Origin of the sequence: Anaerostipes sp., from assembly GCF_018381315.1 — a bacterium.
Classification (GTDB): Bacteria; Bacillota; Clostridia; order Lachnospirales; family Lachnospiraceae; genus Anaerostipes.
Window position 1 is genome coordinate 284,419 of the sequence record NZ_JAGZSD010000004.1, and the last position, 18,156, is coordinate 302,574.

The 18,156-nt window shown below is 47.7% G+C and carries 16 protein-coding genes; 6 read left to right on the forward strand and 10 right to left on the reverse strand.

What is annotated here, in order from left to right:
- The first annotated feature begins 23 nt into the window (after positions 1–23).
- The 3 genes from KH180_RS04850 to KH180_RS04860 are packed head-to-tail and all read left to right on the forward strand — an operon-like array spanning position 24 to position 1,932.
- Positions 24–797, forward strand: coding sequence for a nitroreductase family protein (locus tag KH180_RS04850; RefSeq protein ID WP_290757145.1), 774 nt, complete (start codon positions 24–26; stop codon positions 795–797).
- A gap of 11 nt (positions 798–808) precedes the next feature.
- Positions 809–1,183 carry an ArsR/SmtB family transcription factor gene (locus KH180_RS04855; protein WP_290757148.1) on the forward strand — a complete coding sequence of 125 codons (375 nt, stop codon included), beginning with the start codon at positions 809–811 and terminating at the stop codon, positions 1,181–1,183.
- The gene (locus KH180_RS04860; RefSeq protein ID WP_290757151.1) at positions 1,180–1,932 is read left to right on the forward strand and encodes an EFR1 family ferrodoxin; all 753 of its coding nucleotides are present in this window, start codon (positions 1,180–1,182) and stop codon (positions 1,930–1,932) included. The genes KH180_RS04855 and KH180_RS04860 overlap by 4 nt, the downstream gene beginning before the upstream one ends.
- On the opposite strand, the gene KH180_RS04865 is transcribed toward KH180_RS04860, so the two are convergent.
- The 7 genes from KH180_RS04865 to kdpA form a co-directional block, all read right to left on the reverse strand.
- Positions 1,933–2,631, reverse strand: coding sequence for a response regulator transcription factor (locus KH180_RS04865; RefSeq protein WP_290757154.1), 699 nt, complete (start codon positions 2,629–2,631; stop codon positions 1,933–1,935). It abuts the gene before it with no gap.
- Positions 2,591–3,712, reverse strand: a complete 1,122-nt coding sequence (locus tag KH180_RS04870) for a sensor histidine kinase (protein ID WP_290757156.1) — start codon at positions 3,710–3,712, stop codon at positions 2,591–2,593. The genes KH180_RS04865 and KH180_RS04870 overlap by 41 nt, the downstream gene beginning before the upstream one ends.
- Before the next feature lie 12 nt (positions 3,713–3,724).
- A complete protein-coding gene (locus tag KH180_RS04875) occupies positions 3,725–4,420 on the reverse strand; it encodes a response regulator (RefSeq protein ID WP_290757159.1) in 696 nt (231 codons plus the stop codon).
- Complete coding sequence (locus KH180_RS04880) at positions 4,413–7,121, reverse strand: sensor histidine kinase (protein WP_290757161.1); 2,709 nt, start codon at positions 7,119–7,121, stop codon at positions 4,413–4,415. Before KH180_RS04880 ends, KH180_RS04875 begins: the two co-directional genes overlap by 8 nt.
- An 88-nt stretch (positions 7,122–7,209) precedes the next feature.
- The gene (gene kdpC / locus KH180_RS04885; protein ID WP_290757163.1) at positions 7,210–7,860 is read right to left on the reverse strand and encodes a K(+)-transporting ATPase subunit C; all 651 of its coding nucleotides are present in this window, start codon (positions 7,858–7,860) and stop codon (positions 7,210–7,212) included.
- A 23-nt stretch (positions 7,861–7,883) separates the two neighbouring features.
- A complete protein-coding gene (kdpB, locus tag KH180_RS04890) occupies positions 7,884–9,950 on the reverse strand; it encodes a potassium-transporting ATPase subunit KdpB (protein ID WP_290757166.1) in 2,067 nt (688 codons plus the stop codon).
- Between the two features lie 24 nt (positions 9,951–9,974).
- On the reverse strand, positions 9,975–11,705 hold the full coding sequence (gene kdpA / locus KH180_RS04895; RefSeq protein ID WP_330624409.1) for a potassium-transporting ATPase subunit KdpA: 1,731 nt from the start codon (positions 11,703–11,705) through the stop codon (positions 9,975–9,977).
- 234 nt (positions 11,706–11,939) lie between these two features.
- Between kdpA and KH180_RS04900 the strand changes: the two genes are divergently transcribed.
- The gene (locus KH180_RS04900) at positions 11,940–12,845 is read left to right on the forward strand and encodes a DMT family transporter (protein WP_290757172.1); all 906 of its coding nucleotides are present in this window, start codon (positions 11,940–11,942) and stop codon (positions 12,843–12,845) included.
- Here the strand turns inward: KH180_RS04900 and KH180_RS04905 are convergent.
- From KH180_RS04905 to KH180_RS04915, 3 genes are all read right to left on the reverse strand, one after another.
- Positions 12,842–14,128: a homoserine dehydrogenase gene (locus KH180_RS04905; RefSeq protein ID WP_290757174.1), complete on the reverse strand. Its 1,287-nt coding sequence runs from the start codon at positions 14,126–14,128 to the stop codon at positions 12,842–12,844. The two genes, KH180_RS04900 and KH180_RS04905, sit on opposite strands and share 4 nt — an antisense overlap.
- 102 nt (positions 14,129–14,230) lie before the next feature.
- Positions 14,231–14,890 (reverse strand): alpha/beta fold hydrolase, encoded by a 660-nt coding sequence (locus tag KH180_RS04910; protein WP_290757177.1) that lies wholly within the window; start codon positions 14,888–14,890, stop codon positions 14,231–14,233.
- A gap of 8 nt (positions 14,891–14,898) precedes the next feature.
- Complete coding sequence (locus KH180_RS04915; RefSeq protein ID WP_290757180.1) at positions 14,899–16,035, reverse strand: glycerate kinase family protein; 1,137 nt, start codon at positions 16,033–16,035, stop codon at positions 14,899–14,901.
- 251 nt (positions 16,036–16,286) lie between these two features.
- Here KH180_RS04915 and KH180_RS04920 point away from each other — a divergent pair, with 251 nt between their 5' ends.
- Both KH180_RS04920 and KH180_RS04925 read left to right on the forward strand, forming a co-directional pair.
- A complete protein-coding gene (locus KH180_RS04920) occupies positions 16,287–16,715 on the forward strand; it encodes a MarR family winged helix-turn-helix transcriptional regulator (RefSeq protein WP_290757183.1) in 429 nt (142 codons plus the stop codon).
- Positions 16,716–16,733: 18 nt separating this feature from the next.
- A complete protein-coding gene (locus KH180_RS04925; RefSeq protein ID WP_290757186.1) occupies positions 16,734–18,155 on the forward strand; it encodes an MATE family efflux transporter in 1,422 nt (473 codons plus the stop codon).
- Position 18,156: the final 1 nt, after the last annotated feature.

An 18,156-nucleotide genomic window follows, 5' to 3' on the forward strand; every position in this document is an offset into this window, starting at 1 on the left:
TTTAACGAAAGGAGCATCATCCCATGAAACATCATAAAGTTAAAATTGATGCTGAAAAATGCATTGGATGCGGATTATGTGCAAAGACATGTCCGGAACACAATATAACAATAAAAAATAAAAAGGCCGGGGTTTTATTGCAAGACTGCCTGATGTGCGGCCACTGTGCCTCTGTATGTCCCAAAGAAGCGGTCACAGTGACAGGCTATCCGGCTTGGCCGGACAAAAAGACGAAGCCAGTCCGTCTGAACCCTGATGAAGTCTTAGATGTCATACGGTTCAGGCGGACCGTCCGGCGATTTAAGAACAAAAAAATACCGGCTTCTGTAATCGATCAGATTTTGGAAGCCGGCAGACTCACCCATACAGCAAAAAATAAGCAGGATGTGTCATTTGTTGTTCTTGATAAGGAAAAAGATGCGCTGGAGCAGATGGCAGTCCGTCTGTTCCGAAAAGCTAAGCCCATGGCCGATTTGTTCAGTCCGACGGCAAGAAATAATAAGATCCACAGCCACTTTTTCTTCTTTCAGGCACCTGCAGTTATTGTGATACTGGCCAAAGACAAAACAAACGGCCTGCTTACAGCACAGAATATGGAATTTGCTGCGGAGGCCAGCGGTCTCGGAGTGTTATTCAGCGGCTTTTTTACAACGGCTGCAAACATTTCTGGAAAAATCAAAAAAGCATTAAAAATTCCCAAGGGGAAACATGTGGCAATGACGCTGGTGCTTGGATATCCGGATGTGAAATTTCTCCGGCCGGCCCATCGTGAAGCACTGGATGTCAGATATATGTAGAGGATTGGATCATGGAAAAAGATTGTGAAAAGAGATTAAATCAAATTGTACAGGGTTTTACAGAATGCAAAGATGCGTTCACAGCCATCGGTGATGAGACAAGACAGCTGATCCTGCTGGTGCTTTTAGAAAGTGACCTGTCCGGCATCCGGGTCGGGGAGATTGCCCGGAAAACACATCTGACCAGACCTTCTGTTTCTCATCATCTGAAAATATTGAAAGAAGCCAACATAGTTGCAGTGAGAAAAGAGGGGACAAAAAACTTTTATTATATTAGTTTAGACGAAACCCGCTGGGGAAAAGTTGCCGGGCTGATCAATCTCATCTGTGAGAGCATCGAATGCAGCAGCGGCACATCAAAAAAAATAACAGGAGAACCATTATGATCTTATATTTTTCAGGTACAGGCAACAGCGAATACGCGGCAAAGAGAATCGGGAAAGCACTGAATGATGAAACTGTAAATTTATTTCAGAAAATCCGCAGTCATGATTTCAGCGGACTGGCTTCAGAAAAGCCCTGGGTTATTGTCTCTCCCACTTACGGATGGAGGATTCCCCGTATCTTACAGGAATGGCTGTCCAAGACAAGCTTAAAGGGATCAAAGGATATTTACTTTGTGATGACATGCGGCGGAAACATCGGAAATGCAGGCAGATATGCCGGAAAGTTATGCTCAAAGAAAGGCTTGACCTTAAGGGGATGCATTCCTGTTGTCATGCCCGAGAATTATATTGCTCTTTTTGAAGCACCCGCACAGAATGAAGCACTGGAAATCATTCAAAAAGCGGAACCTGTGTTGGAAGATACAATCCGGCTGATCAAAAACAGGGAATCTTATGCTCAGCCCAGACTCTCATTGAAAGACAGATTAAACAGCGGCATTGTAAATGATATTTATTATCCTGTTCTCATACACGCAAAAAAGTTTTATGTCACAGAAAAATGTACATCCTGCGGCATGTGTGAAAAGCTCTGTCCGCTGAACAATATTACAATAGAGGAAGGAAAGCCGGTATGGCAGAACCGCTGTACACATTGTATGGCGTGTATCTGCCGCTGTCCTTCGGAGGCCATAGAATACGGAGACCACAGCAAAGGCCTGGTCCGGTACCGCTGTCCAAAACATTTATGATCACTCATCCACCAGACGGTAGCCCACTCCGATCTCTGTCAGGATGTACCGGGGCTTAGCCGGTGTCTTTTCTATTTTTCTCCTGAGCGCGGCCATCAGTGCTCTCAGTGCCTGAGTGTCCCTTCCGTAGCCTTCGCCCCAGATTTCTTTGATGATATAACTTGTCGTCAGAACCCTGCCCATATTCTTAAACAGAAGCGTCAGAAGCTGATATTCCATGGGGGTCAGGTGGAGGGCTTTGCTGTCCAGAAATACAGCCCGTTTCTGAATATCCAGCTTTAGTCCTCCCACCTCAAAAGAGGTCTGCTCTTTTACCGCTGCTCCTTTATAATAATGCCGGAATGCCACCCGGATTCTGGCAAGCAGCTCCGTTGCCGAAAATGGTTTTGTAAGGTAATCGTCTGCCCCTGCATCTAATGCTGCAGCTTTTTCTTTGTCCTGATCTCTTGCCGATACAATGATAACCGGCATCTCCGACCAGTCCCTGACATTCTTCAGCACATCCATGCCGTCCATTTTCGGAAGCCCCAGATCCAGAAGCACCATATCCACCGGTTCTGAGACGAGAGCGTTCAGTGCACTTTCCCCTGAGTTTGCGGTGATACATTCAAATCCCTCCTGCTTCAAAGCATAGCTGATAAAATTCCGTATCTGGGGATCATCTTCCACGATCAGAATCCGTTCGTGATAATGCTCCATTGCTTAACTCCTCCTTGTCTCTGGGTATTGTAAAGGTAAAAAACGCACCTTTTCCCTCCGCGCGGTTTCCCGCCTTTATAGTCCCTCCGTGTGCTTTTATTATCGTATCACAAATAGCAAGCCCCAGTCCAATCCCCTGTTTGGAATCTGCATCTCTTGTGTTGGAGGTGTAAAATGTCTGGAAAATATTCGGAAGGTCCGTCTCGGATATCCCTTCTCCCCGGTCTGCCACCGTAATGCGGATGCTGTCTTCCTGCTTTGGCGCCTCCACACAAATGGTGACAGGTTCTGACGGTTCAGAATGCTTCACGGCATTGTCTAACAAATTTACAAAAACCTGCTCCATAAGCTTGGCATCCATGGGGATCATCAAAACCTCTTCCGGCATTTCCACCTGTATCTCCTGCTCCGGCGCCCTTTTTGCAATCAGTGCAATAGCCCCGCCGATGACCTCTTCCAAAGCTTCTGTTTCTTTCTTTATATTGAGCCGTCCATCCTGAAGTCTTGTGAGGCTTAAGATGTTTTCCACCAGAGAATGAAGCCAGTCAGCGTCTTTGTGGATACCAACGGCCATCTCATGGCGGGGATCGTCCTCGTTTGTCATGCCGATGAGCATTTCCGATGTCCCCATAATGCCGGACAGAGGTGTCCTCAGATCATGGGAGATGGCCCGCAGAAGGTTGCCCCGGTATCTCTCCTGTTCGATCTCAGCCTCTTTCTCCTGTGCCCTCACCGCATCTTCCTTCACTCTGGTGGTCAGGGCACTGGTAAAGATAGCTGTTATGGTCATGATGACAAATGTGATCAGATAGCCCGGATTGTAGACTGCAAAAGAATAGTAAGGTTTGGTAAACAGCCAGTTGAAAAGGAACGTGGCGATAACGGAAGCTGTAAGCCCGTATGCATAGCCTTTCGTAAATCTGGATGTCATGAGGACAGACAACATATAGACGATCACAATATTAGACTCCTGAAAACGGACCTCCCTGAAACATATTCCCACAGCGGAGGCCGCCAGAAGGAAACCTGCCATGACCAGAAACGGCCAGACTGCCCATTCTTTTCTTTTTCCCATTTTCATATTCCGGCCTCCTTATTCTATCTTCATCATCCGGTATCCGATCCCCACATGGGTCTGTATATATTTCGGATGAGAGGAATCCATCTCAATTTTCTTTCTCAGCGTTGCCATATAAACCCTCAGAGACGTCACATCGCTGTCCAGTGCACTCTTCCACACCTCGTTCAAAATGTAATTATGGGTCAAAACCTTTCCCACATTTCTTGCCAGCAGGCATAGAAGCTTATATTCGATCGGTGTCAGATGAAGCTCTTGTCCGTCCAGTGATACACATCCCGAACTGTAGTCAATCTTTAGCCCGCCGTTTATAAACACAGCCTCCTGTGAGCTGTCAGAAAAATCCCGGAGTCTCCGCAGACTGACTCTGAGCCTTGCCAGCAGTTCCTCCACATTAAAAGGTTTGGTCAGATAATCATCGGCACCGGCATTCAGGGCATCAATCTTATCCTCGTCATCGCTTCTTGCACTGACGACAATGATCGGCATTTTGGACCAGCTCCTTACCTTTTTGATGATCTCCATACCGTCCATATCCGGAAGCCCCAGATCTAAAAGCAGGATGTCCGGCTTCTGTGACACTGCCTCCACCAGAGCTTCCTGGCCCCGGCCCGCCGTGTGATAGCGGTATCCCTCAATGTCCAGAGTCGTCGTAATCAGATTTTTTACTGCTTTGTCGTCCTCCACAACGAGAATCAATGGGTTATCCATGTACAATTACCTCCTCAGCCTGCAGTTCAAATGAAAATACGGTTCCATTCGGTTTCCTGTCTCTCACCGTGATAGTCCCTCCGTGTGCCCGGATAATGGATTTACAGAGGGCAAGCCCCATGCCCATACTGCGGCGGCTGTCTGCCACAGCCTTGCTTCCCGTATAAAACATGTCAAATAACCTGGCCTTCGCCTCATCAGAAATCCCTTCTCCGTCATCCGCCACCTCAATGAGCACCTTATTGCCTTTCTTCCTGGCGGAAATCTCAATATGAGACCCTTCTTCCGTATACTTGATGGCATTGTCCACCAGGTTGATGATCACCTGGATCATCAGTTTGGCGTCCATATCAGCCATCAGCATGTCATCGTCCATATGGATCTGAATGTGGTGCTCACTTTTTCTCCTGTCAATGTGTTTCATCGCTTCCAAAATCACTTCCTCCACGATTTCGGGCTCCTTTTCAATCTTCATGGTCCCATTCTCAATCCTTGTAACAGACAGCAGATTTTCCACCAGATTAATCAGCCACATGGCATCGTCATAGATATCCGTATACAGCTCCTGCTTCTTTTCCTCACATATCTGGTCTGAGCTCTGCCTCAGAACACCTGCATTCCCTGAGATGCTTGTGAGAGGCGTCCTCAAATCATGAGAAATGGATCTGAGAAGATCGGCCCGGAACTCCTCCCGCTGAGCCTTCAGCTCCGCCTCTTTTTGTTTGGCTGCGATCTGATCTTTTTCCAGTGCCAGCCCGATCTCATCCAGCATGGAAATCATCAGTTCTTTTTCAAATGTCTCAAGCTTATTCTTCTCCAGGCAGATCCCGATAACACCGTGCACATGCTCATCATTTCTCACCGCCAGGTACAGGCCTTTTGAGCCGGGAAGTGTATCCGTAGTAGCCCCTGCATGTTTGTTGTTTTTCCGAACCCATTCCGCCACAGCCCGCTCCTCATGGCTTAAATATTGGCTGAAATCAGTCCCCGCTTCCTCTCCGTAGGTCCTTGGTTCCAGGAGCCTGTTATCCTCTGCCTCATAAAAAATAACGGCACGATCCAAAAGCCTTGCCATCTGCTTTGAGGAAAGCTCGATGATCTCCTCTCTGTCAGCTGCATTCTGAAGCCTGCGGTTTGTCTCCAGCAGGATGCCCGTCCGATAGGCCTGGATGGATGCAGCCCTGGCCTGCTGTTTTACCCTTGTCATAAGATTGCCGGTAATCAAAGCTGATAAAAGCATAATAGCAAATGTAACCGGATACCCGCTGCCATAGGCATTCAATGTAAACAGCGGCTGAATAAACAGGAAATTAAAAGACAGTACGCTGCACACTGAAAATATAAGGCTGTAAAATCTGTACTCTGTCACCAGGGCAGTAATGAGAGTCCCCAAAATATAAATAGTGATCGTGTTTGACTCGCTGAACCCGATGCTCTGAAACCACAGGCCCAGAATTGTCACTGTAAGGAAAATGCCTGCTGTCCTCAGCACATCCCGGGAGGTCACTTTGATCTTCTCCCTTTTCCCTTTCATCCTGTTTCCAAAATCCGGGGCAGCCTGCTGGTCCGGAATGATATAAATATCCAAGTTCGGCGCCAGACCGGAAAGCCTGTCTGCAAAGTTATGCCTTGCCGCAAAAACACTCCGGTTCATGGACCGTCCGATCACGATCTTGGAAACTCCGGATACCTTTGCGTATCCTGCGATCTGTTCAGGAATATCCTCCCCGAATATGGTCGTGATCTTGGCTCCCAGCTGTTCTGCAAGACGCACATTCTCCACAAGCCTCTGTTCATCTTCCGGAGATATTCTGTCAAGCGCTTCTGTCTTTACAAAAACCGCCGTAAATTTTCCGTGAAAGGCCCTGCTCATCCTTGAGGCGGTGCGGATCACCCGCTGGTTGGAAGGAGATGGAGACAGGCAGATCAGAATATGTTCATCGGTATAATACCCCTCTTTCCCCTCCTGTTCTTTCTGCTGCTCAGAAATATGATTCACCCGGTCCGCAGTCCTTCTCAGTGCGATCTCTCTCAGTGCAACCAGATTGCTTTCAATAAAAAAATTCTGCATTGCCTTTCCGGCCTGAGTTCCCCGGTAAATCTTGCCTGCTTTCAGACGCCTTAAGAGATCTTCCGGCTCAATATCTGCCAGTTCTACAGAATCCGCATTGTCAAATACGCTGTCAGGAATCCGCTCTCTTACAATAACTCCTGTGATAGATGCAACGATATCGTTCAGGCTCTCGATGTGCTGGACATTCACTGTCGTGTACACATCAATCCCTGCTTTTAAAATCTCCTCCACATCCTGGTACCGCTTTTTATGCCGGCATCCCACACCGTTGGTATGAGCCAGCTCATCCACCAGCACAAGCTGAGGATGTCTTTTTATAACACCGTCCAGATCCAGTTCCCTGAGCTTTATTCCGTTATATTCAATTTCCCTGACCGGTATGGTCTCGAGACCTTCCACAAGTGCCATCGTCTCCGGCCTGGTATGAGGTTCTATATACCCGATCACTGCATCCATTCCCTGTGCCAGCGCTTCATGGGCAGATTTCAGCATGGAATAAGTCTTTCCAACCCCTGCCGCATAACCGAAAAATATTTTAAGCTTTCCCCGTTCTCTTGTCTGCTCTTTTTCTTCCTGATGGATCTGCTTTAAAATCCGGTCCGGATTCCGGCGTATCTCTTCTTCCATTTTATTTCCTCCCTAAACACATAGAACCTTACCATGGATTATACTCCATGGTAAGGCTTTATTCTATCCAATAAAGACAGATTCTCTATTATTTTAAAATTCCTTCCAGAGCCAGATTCACCTTCAGTACATTGACATTTTCTTCTCCAAAGATGCCCAGGAATTTGTGAGTGGTATACTTATCAATGATCTTTTGTATCTCCTCCTTTGATTTCCCTGTGGTTCTCACAAGACGGGGAATCTGATATTTGGCTGCAGCAACCGAAATTCCAGGATCCAATCCGCTTCCCGAACAGGTTACCAGGTCAACCGGCACCTTCTTGTCTGCCTGATCCGGATTGGCTTTCCTGATCATAGCAACCCGATCGGCCACCAGCTCTTTGATTTGTTTTTCCTCCTCTTTGATTTCTCCTGCATCCTTGTCTTTTACTTCTCCTGCCGGGGTCAGGTTTGACGGCCCTGCATACATAACCGGTTTGCCGTCCTTGTCTGTGAATGTCTCTGTATCCACATTCATGATCCTTCCCCACATGTGCTTTTCATCGTTGAACTGCTGTGCCAAAAGTTCCGATCCATATTTTTTTCCGTTCACTTCCACAATGCTTCCGTTTGCTTTATCCGGGAAGACCAGCTGAGATATCCCGGTGATGGCCAGTGTATAAAACAGCCCGCATATGATGGAAAAGATTAATAAAATCAGCGCCGCTTTGGGCAGATAATCTTTTATTATTTTATTCATAACTGTAAACATCCTTTCTTTCCTTATACCAGACCAAGTGCGACGATGATAACGTCAATGATCTTGATGCAGATAAACGGTGCTATGATCCCTCCGAGGCCATAGACCAGCAGGTTCCTTGAAAGCAGTGTCCCTGCGGATACTTCCCTGTATTTGACCCCTTTCAGTGCCAGAGGGATCAGTGCGATGATAATCAGTGCATTGTAAATGATGGCGGAAAGTATGGCGCTCATCGGACTGTCAAGCCGCATCAGATTCAGTGCCTGGAGTCCTGGATATAATCCTACAAACATGGCCGGGATGATGGCAAAGTATTTTGCCACATCATTGGCAATACTGAAGGTGGTAAGGCTTCCTCTTGTCATAAGGAGCTGTTTTCCGATCCTTACGATATCAATCAGTTTCGTAGGTGAAGAATCCAAATCTACCATATTTCCTGCTTCTTTTGCCGCCTGGGTGCCTGTATTCATGGCCACAGCCACATCGGCCTGTGCCAGAGCCGGCGCATCGTTGGTTCCGTCACCGGTCATGGCAACCAAGTGGCCCTTGGTCTGAAGTTCCCGGATCATATCAAGCTTTCCTTCCGGCGTTGCCTCAGCGAGAAAATCATCTACTCCTGCCTCTGCCGCAATGGCTGCCGCCGTCAGGGGATTGTCACCGGTAATCATCACTGTCTTGATTCCCATTTTTCTCAGATCAGCAAATTTTTCTTTTACACCTTGTTTGATAATATCTTTCAAATAGATAACTCCAAGCACCTGTTCATTTTTTGATACGACCAGCGGCGTTCCGCCCTTTTTTGCTATGCCGTCCACTACTTCCTGGCACTGGGAGCTGAACACTCCTCCTGCTTTTGTCACATAATCCTTAATGGCATCGGCCGCACCCTTGCGGATTTTGACGCCGTCATAATCCACTCCGCTCATTCTGGTCTTGGCAGAAAAAGGAACAAACTGCATATGTAATTCGTTTAAATTTCTTCCCCTTAATCCAAACTGTTCTTTTGCCAGAACCACGATACTCCGTCCTTCCGGTGTTTCATCCGGCAGAGAAGCCAGCTGGGCAGCATCTGCAAGCTCTTCTATGCTGTTTCTGTCTACCGGTATAAATTCACTGGCCTGACGGTTTCCGAGTGTGATGGTTCCGGTCTTGTCAAGCATCAATGTGTCTACATCTCCGGCAGCCTCAATGGCACGCCCGCTCATTGCAAGGACATTTGCCTGATTTAAACGGCTCATTCCCGCAATACCGATAGCTGAAAGCAGAGCCCCGATGGTTGTGGGTGCCAGACAGACCAGCAGTGCCACCAATGAAGTTACGGATGTCGGATTGTCAGCCCCTGCCTGCTTCGCTGAGAATACAGAGTAGGAGTACAGGGATACGGTCACTAAGATGAAGATAATCGACAATGCTACGAGAAAGATCTGAAGCGCAATCTCATTGGGAGTTTTCTTTCTGGAAGCTCCCTCCACCATGGCAATCATCTTATCCATAAAACTCTTGCCCGGTTCGCTTGTTACTTTTACCACGATCCAGTCGGAAATAACAGTTGTTCCTCCGGTTACTGCGCTCCGGTCACCTCCGCTCTCGCGGATGACCGGGGCGGACTCACCGGTGATGGCACTTTCATCCACTGACGCTGCGCCGTCGATGACATCTCCGTCGGCAGGGATCTGCTCCCCTGCTTTTATGATCACAATATCGCCTTTATTTAACTGGCTGGAAGGGACTGCTGTCACCTGATCCTTCTTTTCGGCAGATGGGATTCTATTGGCTGATACATCCTTCCTGGATGCGCGCAAGGCATCTGCCTGCGCCTTTCCCCTTCCCTCTGCAATGGCTTCTGCAAAGTTTGCAAAGATCACTGTAAACCAGAGAATAACTGCGATCGCCAGGGTGAACCCGGAAGGGGCATCCTGAATGCCCATAAGCGAGATAAAGAAAAGAATGGTCGTCATGACTGCGGATACATATACCAGCATCATAACCGGATTCTTTACCTGCGTCTTCGGGGCAAGTTTTACAAATGAATCTTTAATGGCTCTCAACAGCATATCCTTATCTGTCAAAGCACTTTTCTTTTTTTCCATAATATTAACCACCTATCCTAAATTCTACATCTGGAGAAATTCTGCAATCGGTCCTAATGAAAGTGCCGGGAAGAAGCTCAGGGCTCCGACGATCAATACAATCAGGATCAGTAAAAATACAAACATTGCATTTGTCGTGGAAAGTGTTCCGGCTGTCTCTGCAACTTTCTTCTTTTTTACAAGGCTTCCCGCAATGGCAAGGACTGCAAAGACCGGAAGGAACCTTACAAAGAGCATCACCAGTCCCAGACTTACATTTAAAAATACAGTATCTGCCCCGAATCCGGCAAATGCGGAACCGTTGTTTCCTCCGGCAGATGAATATGCATACAGTACTTCCGACAATCCATGTGCCCCCGGATTATTCAGGCTGTCTGCCACCTGTGGCAGAAGTGTAGCAATACCGCTTCCCACGAGGATTGCGACCGGTGTAGCAAGGCAGACTAAAACTGCCATCTTCATCTCATACGGTTCGATCTTCTTTCCTAAGAATTCCGGCGTCCGCCCGACCATAAGCCCTGCGATAAACACAGTCAGGATCGCAAATCCCAGCATTCCGTATAATCCGCATCCGGTACCTCCGAAGACGACCTCACCAAGCTGCATCAAAAGCATCGGCACCATACCGCCGATCGGCGTATAACTGTCATGCATGGAGTTTACAGAACCATTGGAAGCCGCCGTTGTAAATGCAGCCCATGTGGCCGACGAGGCGATACCGAATCTCGACTCTTTTCCCTCCATATTTCCGCCCGGCTGGTCGTGGGTACTGATATCCACTGTCTGTTCATTTGCAAGCTGCGGAGTTGCCTTCTGCTCATTGTATCCGATCACACCAAGCGATACGGCAAGCATCAGGAACATAGCCATAAATATAGCAAATCCCTGTTTCTTATTTTTAACCTGTCTTCCAAAAGTAAAGCAGAGCGATACCGGTATCAGCAGGATGGAAAGCATCTCGACCATATTAGACAGGGCTGTGGGATTTTCCAGCGGATGTGCAGAGTTGACTCCAAAGAATCCTCCTCCGTTGGTTCCTGCCTGTTTGATGGCAATCTGGCTGGCCGCCGGGCCCTGAGGCACGATCTGCTGCGTTACCTCCGTGCCGTCATCCAGAGTGATCGGTTCCACCAGATCCACTGTCTCATATGCGCTGAAATTCTGTACAACACCCTGTGAGACAAGTACCAGTGAAGATACGATGCACAGAGGAATGAGTATGTAGAGAGTAATTCTTGTAAGGTCTACCCAAAAGCTTCCCAGCCCTTTGGATTTTACTTTGATGAATCCCCGGATCAGCGCGAACAGCACTGCGATTCCTACTGCGGCAGATAAAAAGTTCTGTACGGTAAGCCCCATTGCCTGAGTAAAATAGCTCAGTGCGGATTCCCCGCTGTATGCCTGCCAGTTGGTGTTTGTTACGAAACTGACTGCATTGTTGAATGCCAGATCCCATGAGATCCCTTTCTGTCCCTGGGCATTCCATGGAAGAAATCCCTGAAACATATGAATCAGCATCAGCACAGCCAGTGAAGTGATACTGAACATGAATACGCTTCCCGCATACCGTTTCCATCCCATCTCTTCATCTTCTTTTACGTGCATGATCTTATAAATGCCATGCTCCACAGGCCGAAGGATCCTAGATAAAAATACTTTATCTCCGTCCATGATCCTGCCGATATATTTTCCAAGCGGAATGGCCAGAGCCACCAGGACGGCAAGATAAAGTACATACTGTAATATAGTTCCCATCACATATTCTCTCCTTTCAGTAAGACTATGACTAAATAGACAAGCAGTGCCAATGCTGCGGCACCGATCAGACAAATCACTGTGTTCATTGTTCTTATCCTCCTTTATGATTTAACAGCTTATCACAGAGGAAATAAAATTAGTGTTAAGGTAGACAGGGAAGACATTAAAATTGTATAAAGATCATTTTTACGCTATACTGTTTTTATTATTCTGATAGAAAAGAGAGTTGTCATGAGATTTTTAGAAAAGCATCCGATGTCTATGATCGTCATCGGGATTATTGGAATTTCACTTTCCGCCATTTTTGTTAAGTATTCTTCTGCCCCTTCATCCGTCACTGCTGCTTACCGCCTGCTGTGGACGGTTCTTTTGATGACCCCTGTGGTTTTTGGAAAAAGGACCTTCAGAACAGAACTCAGGCAGACAGGAAAAAAGACTGTGTTTCTCTGCGCAGTCAGCGGGATTTTCCTGGCACTGCATTTTACCTTTTGGTTTGAATCCCTCTCCCATACAACTGTGGCGAGCTCCACAGCCATTGTGTGTACGGAAGTTATCTGGGTTGCTCTGGGATTTACCATCTTTATGAAAGGATCCCTCTCCCGCACAGCAGTCCTGAGCATCGCAGTCACATTAGCGGGCAGCCTTCTGATCGCTTTTTCAGATTCTTCCGGGTCCCATGGCAGTCTGTACGGGGATATGCTGGCTCTGGCCGCTGCCGTCTTCGTGGCAGTCTATACCTTGATCGGAAGGATCGCCCGGACAGAAATGTCCACCGTCAGCTATACCTATATCGTATATGGGTTCTGCTCTGTATCACTGCTGCTGATCCTGCTGGTCCAGGGGAATTCTCTTTTTGGGCATGGAAAAAGCCCGGCAGTCGTCGGGCTCTTGTTAAGTATTTTTTCCACTCTGCTCGGACACAGCATCTTCAGCTGGTGTCTGAAATTCTTCTCACCGGCCTTTGTATCGGCCTCCAAGCTGTGTGAACCTGTTGTTGCATCCGTATTCGCAGTCTTTTTGTTCCAGGAGCTTCCCGCAGTCCTTCAGGTACTGGGAGGACTTATCACGATAGGCGGCGTACTTCTCTACTCCAGGGCAGAAGCCGAAGAAGCAAAAGCAGCCGCAGCCGGTGATTAATACACCCGGATCACACTGGAGACTTTCTTTGTTGTTTTCATCTCCGCAATCGTTGCCAGTGCGTCAGAGAAATTCTGCTCCTTTACTTTTGCAGTAATGACAACCAGCTCCGCTGTGCCTTCCCTGCTGTCTTTCTGAATCACCTGAGAAATGCTGACATTGTAATTTCCAAGTGTGTCTGCGATCCGTGCAAGCACCCCAGCCTTATCCTCAACCATAAGCCTCAGGAAATACTTGCTCTCAATCTCGTTGATTTTTTTAATCGGAAGATCCTTGTAGCAGGTGCAGCTGATCCTGCCGTTGCAGTTAAACTGGATGTTTCTCGCCACGTCAATCACATCTCCCATGATTGCACTCGCAGTCGGAAGTTCTCCTGCTCCCCTTCCATAAAACATTGCATCATCCACAGCATCTCCGTGGACAAACACCGCATTAAAGGAATCATCCACCTTTGCCAGCGGATGGCTGCTTGGAATCAGCATCGGATGGACACGCACCTCAATGCCTTCCGGCATGTTCTTTGCCACTCCCAAAAGCTTGATCGTACATCCCATCTCTTTGGCATAGGCGATATCTCTGGATGTAATTTTTGTGATCCCTTCTGTATATACATCAGAAAATGTGACCCGGGAATTAAATGCAATAGAGGCCATAATGGCGACTTTTCGTCCCGCATCATATCCTTCAATATCTGCTGTGGGATCTGCCTCCGCATAACCCAATTCTGTGGCAAGCATCAGGGCATCCGAAAATTCCATCCCTTCCTCTGTCATCTTGGACAGAATAAAGTTTGTTGTTCCGTTGACGATTCCCATGACCTCAGACAGGTGGTTCCCCGCAAGACACTGCTTTAACGGCCGTAAGATCGGGATTCCGCCGGCAACCGCCGCTTCAAATAAAAGATCGCATCCGTTTTCAGATGCCGCATCCAAAAGTTCCTTTCCGTGTTCTGCAATCAGATCCTTATTGGCAGTGACCACATGCTTCCCTGCTTTGAGGGCTGCATTTATGTATGTCCTTGCAGGCTCGATGCCTCCCATCACTTCTACAACTATCTGTATGTCATCATCCTCAATAATATCTTCAAAACGGTCTGTAAGAAGGCTCTGGTCTATCCCCTCACGCTTCCTGGTTTTATCCCGCACAAGAATCTTTGCCACAGAAAGATTTGCTCCTATTTTATGAGGCATCTCTTCCCTCTGGCTCTCAACCAGCTTATACACCCCGGTCCCCACCGTACCGGATCCCAAAAGGCCGATCTTTAACGTCTTTAATTCTTCCATCTCATACCTCTTTTCTCTGGATTACAATTTCATATATCTATTTTTGTTTCTTTAGTATATGCTCATCGGCAATTCTTTGCAATACCCCCTGTCCAAGATGCTTCATCGGAGCAGCTCGTGTTCTATAATGGCCGCCAGGGCCAGATTATGCACCACATAGCTTTCATGGCTCTCGCCTTTTAAGATCCGAAGCCTTGCCCGGGGTATCTGTCTTGCAATCTCTTTCGTCTGGCTTTCTTTGACCAAATCCCTGCTCCCGGCAAGGACAAGGGTTTTTGCCCGGATGCTTTTAAGCTGGCTTTTTGTAATGTGGGGTTCTGTGAGCATCAGCTTCACTTTGGGATCTTTGTTCCAAAGATAAGAAAGCTTAAGCGGTATCCTCAGCTCCGGTTTCAGACCATAAGGATTGATGTTCGCTCCGCTGACGATCAGATGGGATATAAGTCCCGGCCTTTTGGAGGCCAGCAAAAGGCCCACGATGCCGCCGTCGCTGAACCCGTAAAAGGCCGGGCTTTCGATCTTAAGCTTCCCTATAAACTGGGCCATATCAGAAGCCATATCCATATAATGAAGCTCATCTGTGCCGGAACTGCGGCCATGGCCTCTTGAATCCGGCAGGTAAATGGTAAAATTCCTGGACAGCGGTTTTATGATCTCATGGAAAATTGTATGATCTTCTCCATTTCCGTGCAGAAGAATCAGCGGTCTTCCGCTGCCGTACCTTTTATAATACATCTTAACATTGTTTAATTGGACAAACATAACTCCTCCTAAATTTCAAAAGCCCTGACAAGGCGCAGAATATTCTCCACCGCAAACGCAATATTTTCATCTGTATAATAACGGCTTTCTGAAAAGTCCTCAGGCCTTTGGTTAATGGGAAAAACTCCTGTAAGCCCTTTGTCATAAATTCCGTCCATTCCTTCTCCGACTCCTCCGACCACGGCCACCGACGGTATCCCCAGGACTTTGGCTCTCCTGGCCACTCCATCCACAACCTTTCCGCAGAGACTCTCTTCGTCCAGCCGGCCTTCACCGGTGAAAATAAGCTTTGCATCCCGGGCTATCTCATTGAAATGCACCATGTCCAGCACTACTTCTATGCCCATCTGGAGTTTTGAGCCAAGAAACGCCGCCATTCCGGCTCCCATTCCTCCGGCTGCCCCCGCACCCGGGATATTTGATACATCCAGATTCATATCTTCTTTGATTCTTGTACACAGATGAATCAGCCCCTGGTCTAAATGCTCCACCTGTTCCGGGTCCGCTCCTTTATGAGGCGCACATACATAGGCCGCTCCTCTGAGCCCATACATGGGGCTGTCGATATCACACATCGTTATGATCTCCACCCCTGAAAGCTCCTTGGCCAGCCCTGACTTGTCAATGTAGTGAATATCTGTAAGGGTCCCCCCGTTTGGGATAAAGGTCTTCTGGTCTCTGTTAAAAAACTGGATCCCCAGCGCAGACGCCATTCCGCATCCTCCGTCATTGGTACAGGAGTCACCCAATCCCACCACGATGATTTCGGCTCCCCTCTGGGCGGCATCCAGAATCAGCTGGCCTACTCCGTATGTGGTCGTAAGTTCCGGGTTTTTCGTTTTGCCTGCCAGAGGGCTTCCCGCACAGGATGCCATCTCGATCACTGCCACCCTTCCGCTGTCAACCAATCCATAGGATGCCTTAATATCGTGAAAATGGGGATCTTTCACCTCTGTCTCCACCCACTCTCCTCCGAACACCTTCAGAAACACGCTGACACTTCCCTCTCCGCCGTCTGCAGCAGGAATGGCAATCACCTCACTGTCCGGATAAATCTCTGAAATCTTCCGGCTCATGATCCGGCATACTTCCATGGAACTTGCCGTCCCATGAAAAGAATCTGGGATACATATAAACTTTTCCATTCAAAATCCTTCTTTCTCTTACTTCATCTTACATTGATTTTTCCCCAAATCCTTCGCCTGATACATCATTTCATCCGCTTTTCGGAAAATTTCCTGCGGGTGCTCCTGTGTGTTCCTTCTCACAGTTCTTTTTTATTTATCATACACTACATCAACTGAAAACCCCAGCTTCTTGACAATATTTTTTTCCGGCGTTATCATAAAAGCATCATTTATTGCGCACGCAACAGTTCAAAAAGGAGTCGGTATAAATGAAAGGTTTTTTAAAATGGATATCAACCATCTCCCGTTTCACCAAGATGCAGCTGGACAAAGAATTCCGGGATTATGGCTTCAACGGCAGCCAGCATATTTATATAATGAAAATTTGTGAGAATCCGGGCATTGCCCAGGAAGACCTCCTCTCTGCCTTTAATGTCAATGCCAGCAATGTGACAAGGGCCCTCACCCATCTGGAAAAAGAGAATTATATCGTCCGGGTACAGAACAAGGATAACCGCCGCTGCTATAATATTTATCCAACCCAGCGGGCAAAGGATGCCTATCCGTTCATCATAGATACTTTGAAACATTGGAACTCCAAGATACTGGAGGAATTTACAGAAGAAGAAAAAAGCCAATTTATTGAATTTCTGGCCCGGGCCGGAAATCATATGTTAGATTTTGTGTATCACAGATAAGAAAGAGAGATAGAAATTATGGAACAGCCTCAGTCAGTACAAAACAATCCGCTTGCCTTCGAAAGCACCGGACGCCTCATCGCCAAATATTCAGTACCGAGCATCATCGCCATGCTGGTAAGCTCCCTGTATAATATCGTAGATCAGATCTTTATCGGCCAGGGTGTAGGTATGCTTGGCAATGCAGCCACCAATGTTGCCTTTCCCTTTGTCAATATATGTATCGCCCTCGCCCTGCTCATCGGTGTGGGCGGTGCCTCAAATTTCAACTTAAATCTGGGAAGGGGCGAAAATGAAAAAGCAAAAAGTTTTGCCGGGACTACCATCTCCCTGCTCATTCTGTCCGGCGTTATATTAAGTGTGCTTTCCCTTCTGTTTTTAAAGCCGGTTCTGATCGGTTTCGGTTCTACAAAACAGGTGCTTCCCTATGCCCTTACCTACACCAGAATCACCGCTCTGGGCTTTCCGTTTCTGATCGCCACCAACGGTTTCTGCAACCTGATCAGATCTGACGGCAGTCCCAGATATTCTATGCTTTGCATGGTCGCGGGCGCCGTCATCAACACCTGTCTGGACCCTCTGTTTATCTTTGGGTTTGGCTGGGGCATCGCAGGCGGTGCTGCAGCCACAGTCATAGGGCAGATTATCTCCTGCGTAATGGCTGCCGTTTACCTGACCAGATTCCGCACAATGAAGCTTACCCGGAGCTGTCTGAAAATCAAAGCAGACAATGTAAAATCCATTGTTTCCATCGGCATAGCAAGCTTCTTTAACCAGATCGCTATGATGGCTGTACAGATTGCCCTGAATAACACCCTTGCTTATTACGGTGCCCTGTCTTCCTATGGCAGTGATATTCCCCTGGCCTGTGCCGGAGTTATCATCAAAGTCAATGCTTTTGTCATGGCTTTTGCCATCGGGATCGCCCAGGGATGCCAGCCGATCCTTGGCTTTAACTACGGAGCCAAACTGTATGCCCGGGTCCGGGATACCCTGAAAAAAGAGATCATCATTGTAACAGTCATCTTCTCCGCCGCATTTGTCTGTTTCCAGCTGCTGCCAAGGCAGATCGTCAGTATCTTTGGTGAGGGAAGCCCTGCATACTTCCATTTTGCAGAACGTTACTTCCGGATCTACCTTTTTATGGTATTCATCAACGGACTGCAGCCTGTCGTGTCCAACTTTTTCAGTTCCATAGGAAAAGCCTGGAAAGGAATTTTCTTATCCCTTACCAGGCAGATCCTGTTTTTGCTTCCGTTAATCTTAATACTCCCTGTCTTCCTGGGAATTGACGGTGTTATGTACGCCGGCCCGGTGGCTGACGGAATTGCCGCTGTCACCGCATTTTTCCTCGGCCGGCACGAGTTTATGGTTATGAGAAATCTGGAACTGTCCTCAGATGTTCACCCGGAAGCCGATGCAGCACCGGCCTCCCGGTAAG

Excerpts from the sequence above, each read along its gene's own strand:
- KH180_RS04850 (WP_290757145.1), top strand. The coding sequence starts at position 24 with ATGAAACATCATAAAGTTAAAATTGATGCTGAAAAATGCATTGGATGC.
- KH180_RS04855 (WP_290757148.1), top strand. The coding sequence starts at position 809 with ATGGAAAAAGATTGTGAAAAGAGATTAAATCAAATTGTACAGGGTTTT.
- KH180_RS04860 (WP_290757151.1), top strand. The coding sequence starts at position 1,180 with ATGATCTTATATTTTTCAGGTACAGGCAACAGCGAATACGCGGCAAAG.
- KH180_RS04865 (WP_290757154.1), bottom strand. The coding sequence starts at position 2,631 with ATGGAGCATTATCACGAACGGATTCTGATCGTGGAAGATGATCCCCAG.
- KH180_RS04870 (WP_290757156.1), bottom strand. The coding sequence starts at position 3,712 with ATGAAAATGGGAAAAAGAAAAGAATGGGCAGTCTGGCCGTTTCTGGTC.
- KH180_RS04875 (WP_290757159.1), bottom strand. The coding sequence starts at position 4,420 with ATGGATAACCCATTGATTCTCGTTGTGGAGGACGACAAAGCAGTAAAA.
- KH180_RS04880 (WP_290757161.1), bottom strand. The coding sequence starts at position 7,121 with ATGGAAGAAGAGATACGCCGGAATCCGGACCGGATTTTAAAGCAGATC.
- kdpC (WP_290757163.1), bottom strand. The coding sequence starts at position 7,860 with ATGAATAAAATAATAAAAGATTATCTGCCCAAAGCGGCGCTGATTTTA.
- kdpB (WP_290757166.1), bottom strand. The coding sequence starts at position 9,950 with ATGGAAAAAAAGAAAAGTGCTTTGACAGATAAGGATATGCTGTTGAGA.
- kdpA (WP_330624409.1), bottom strand. The coding sequence starts at position 11,705 with ATGGGAACTATATTACAGTATGTACTTTATCTTGCCGTCCTGGTGGCT.
- KH180_RS04900 (WP_290757172.1), top strand. The coding sequence starts at position 11,940 with ATGAGATTTTTAGAAAAGCATCCGATGTCTATGATCGTCATCGGGATT.
- KH180_RS04905 (WP_290757174.1), bottom strand. The coding sequence starts at position 14,128 with ATGGAAGAATTAAAGACGTTAAAGATCGGCCTTTTGGGATCCGGTACG.
- KH180_RS04910 (WP_290757177.1), bottom strand. The coding sequence starts at position 14,890 with ATGTTTGTCCAATTAAACAATGTTAAGATGTATTATAAAAGGTACGGC.
- KH180_RS04915 (WP_290757180.1), bottom strand. The coding sequence starts at position 16,035 with ATGGAAAAGTTTATATGTATCCCAGATTCTTTTCATGGGACGGCAAGT.
- KH180_RS04920 (WP_290757183.1), top strand. The coding sequence starts at position 16,287 with ATGAAAGGTTTTTTAAAATGGATATCAACCATCTCCCGTTTCACCAAG.
- KH180_RS04925 (WP_290757186.1), top strand. The coding sequence starts at position 16,734 with ATGGAACAGCCTCAGTCAGTACAAAACAATCCGCTTGCCTTCGAAAGC.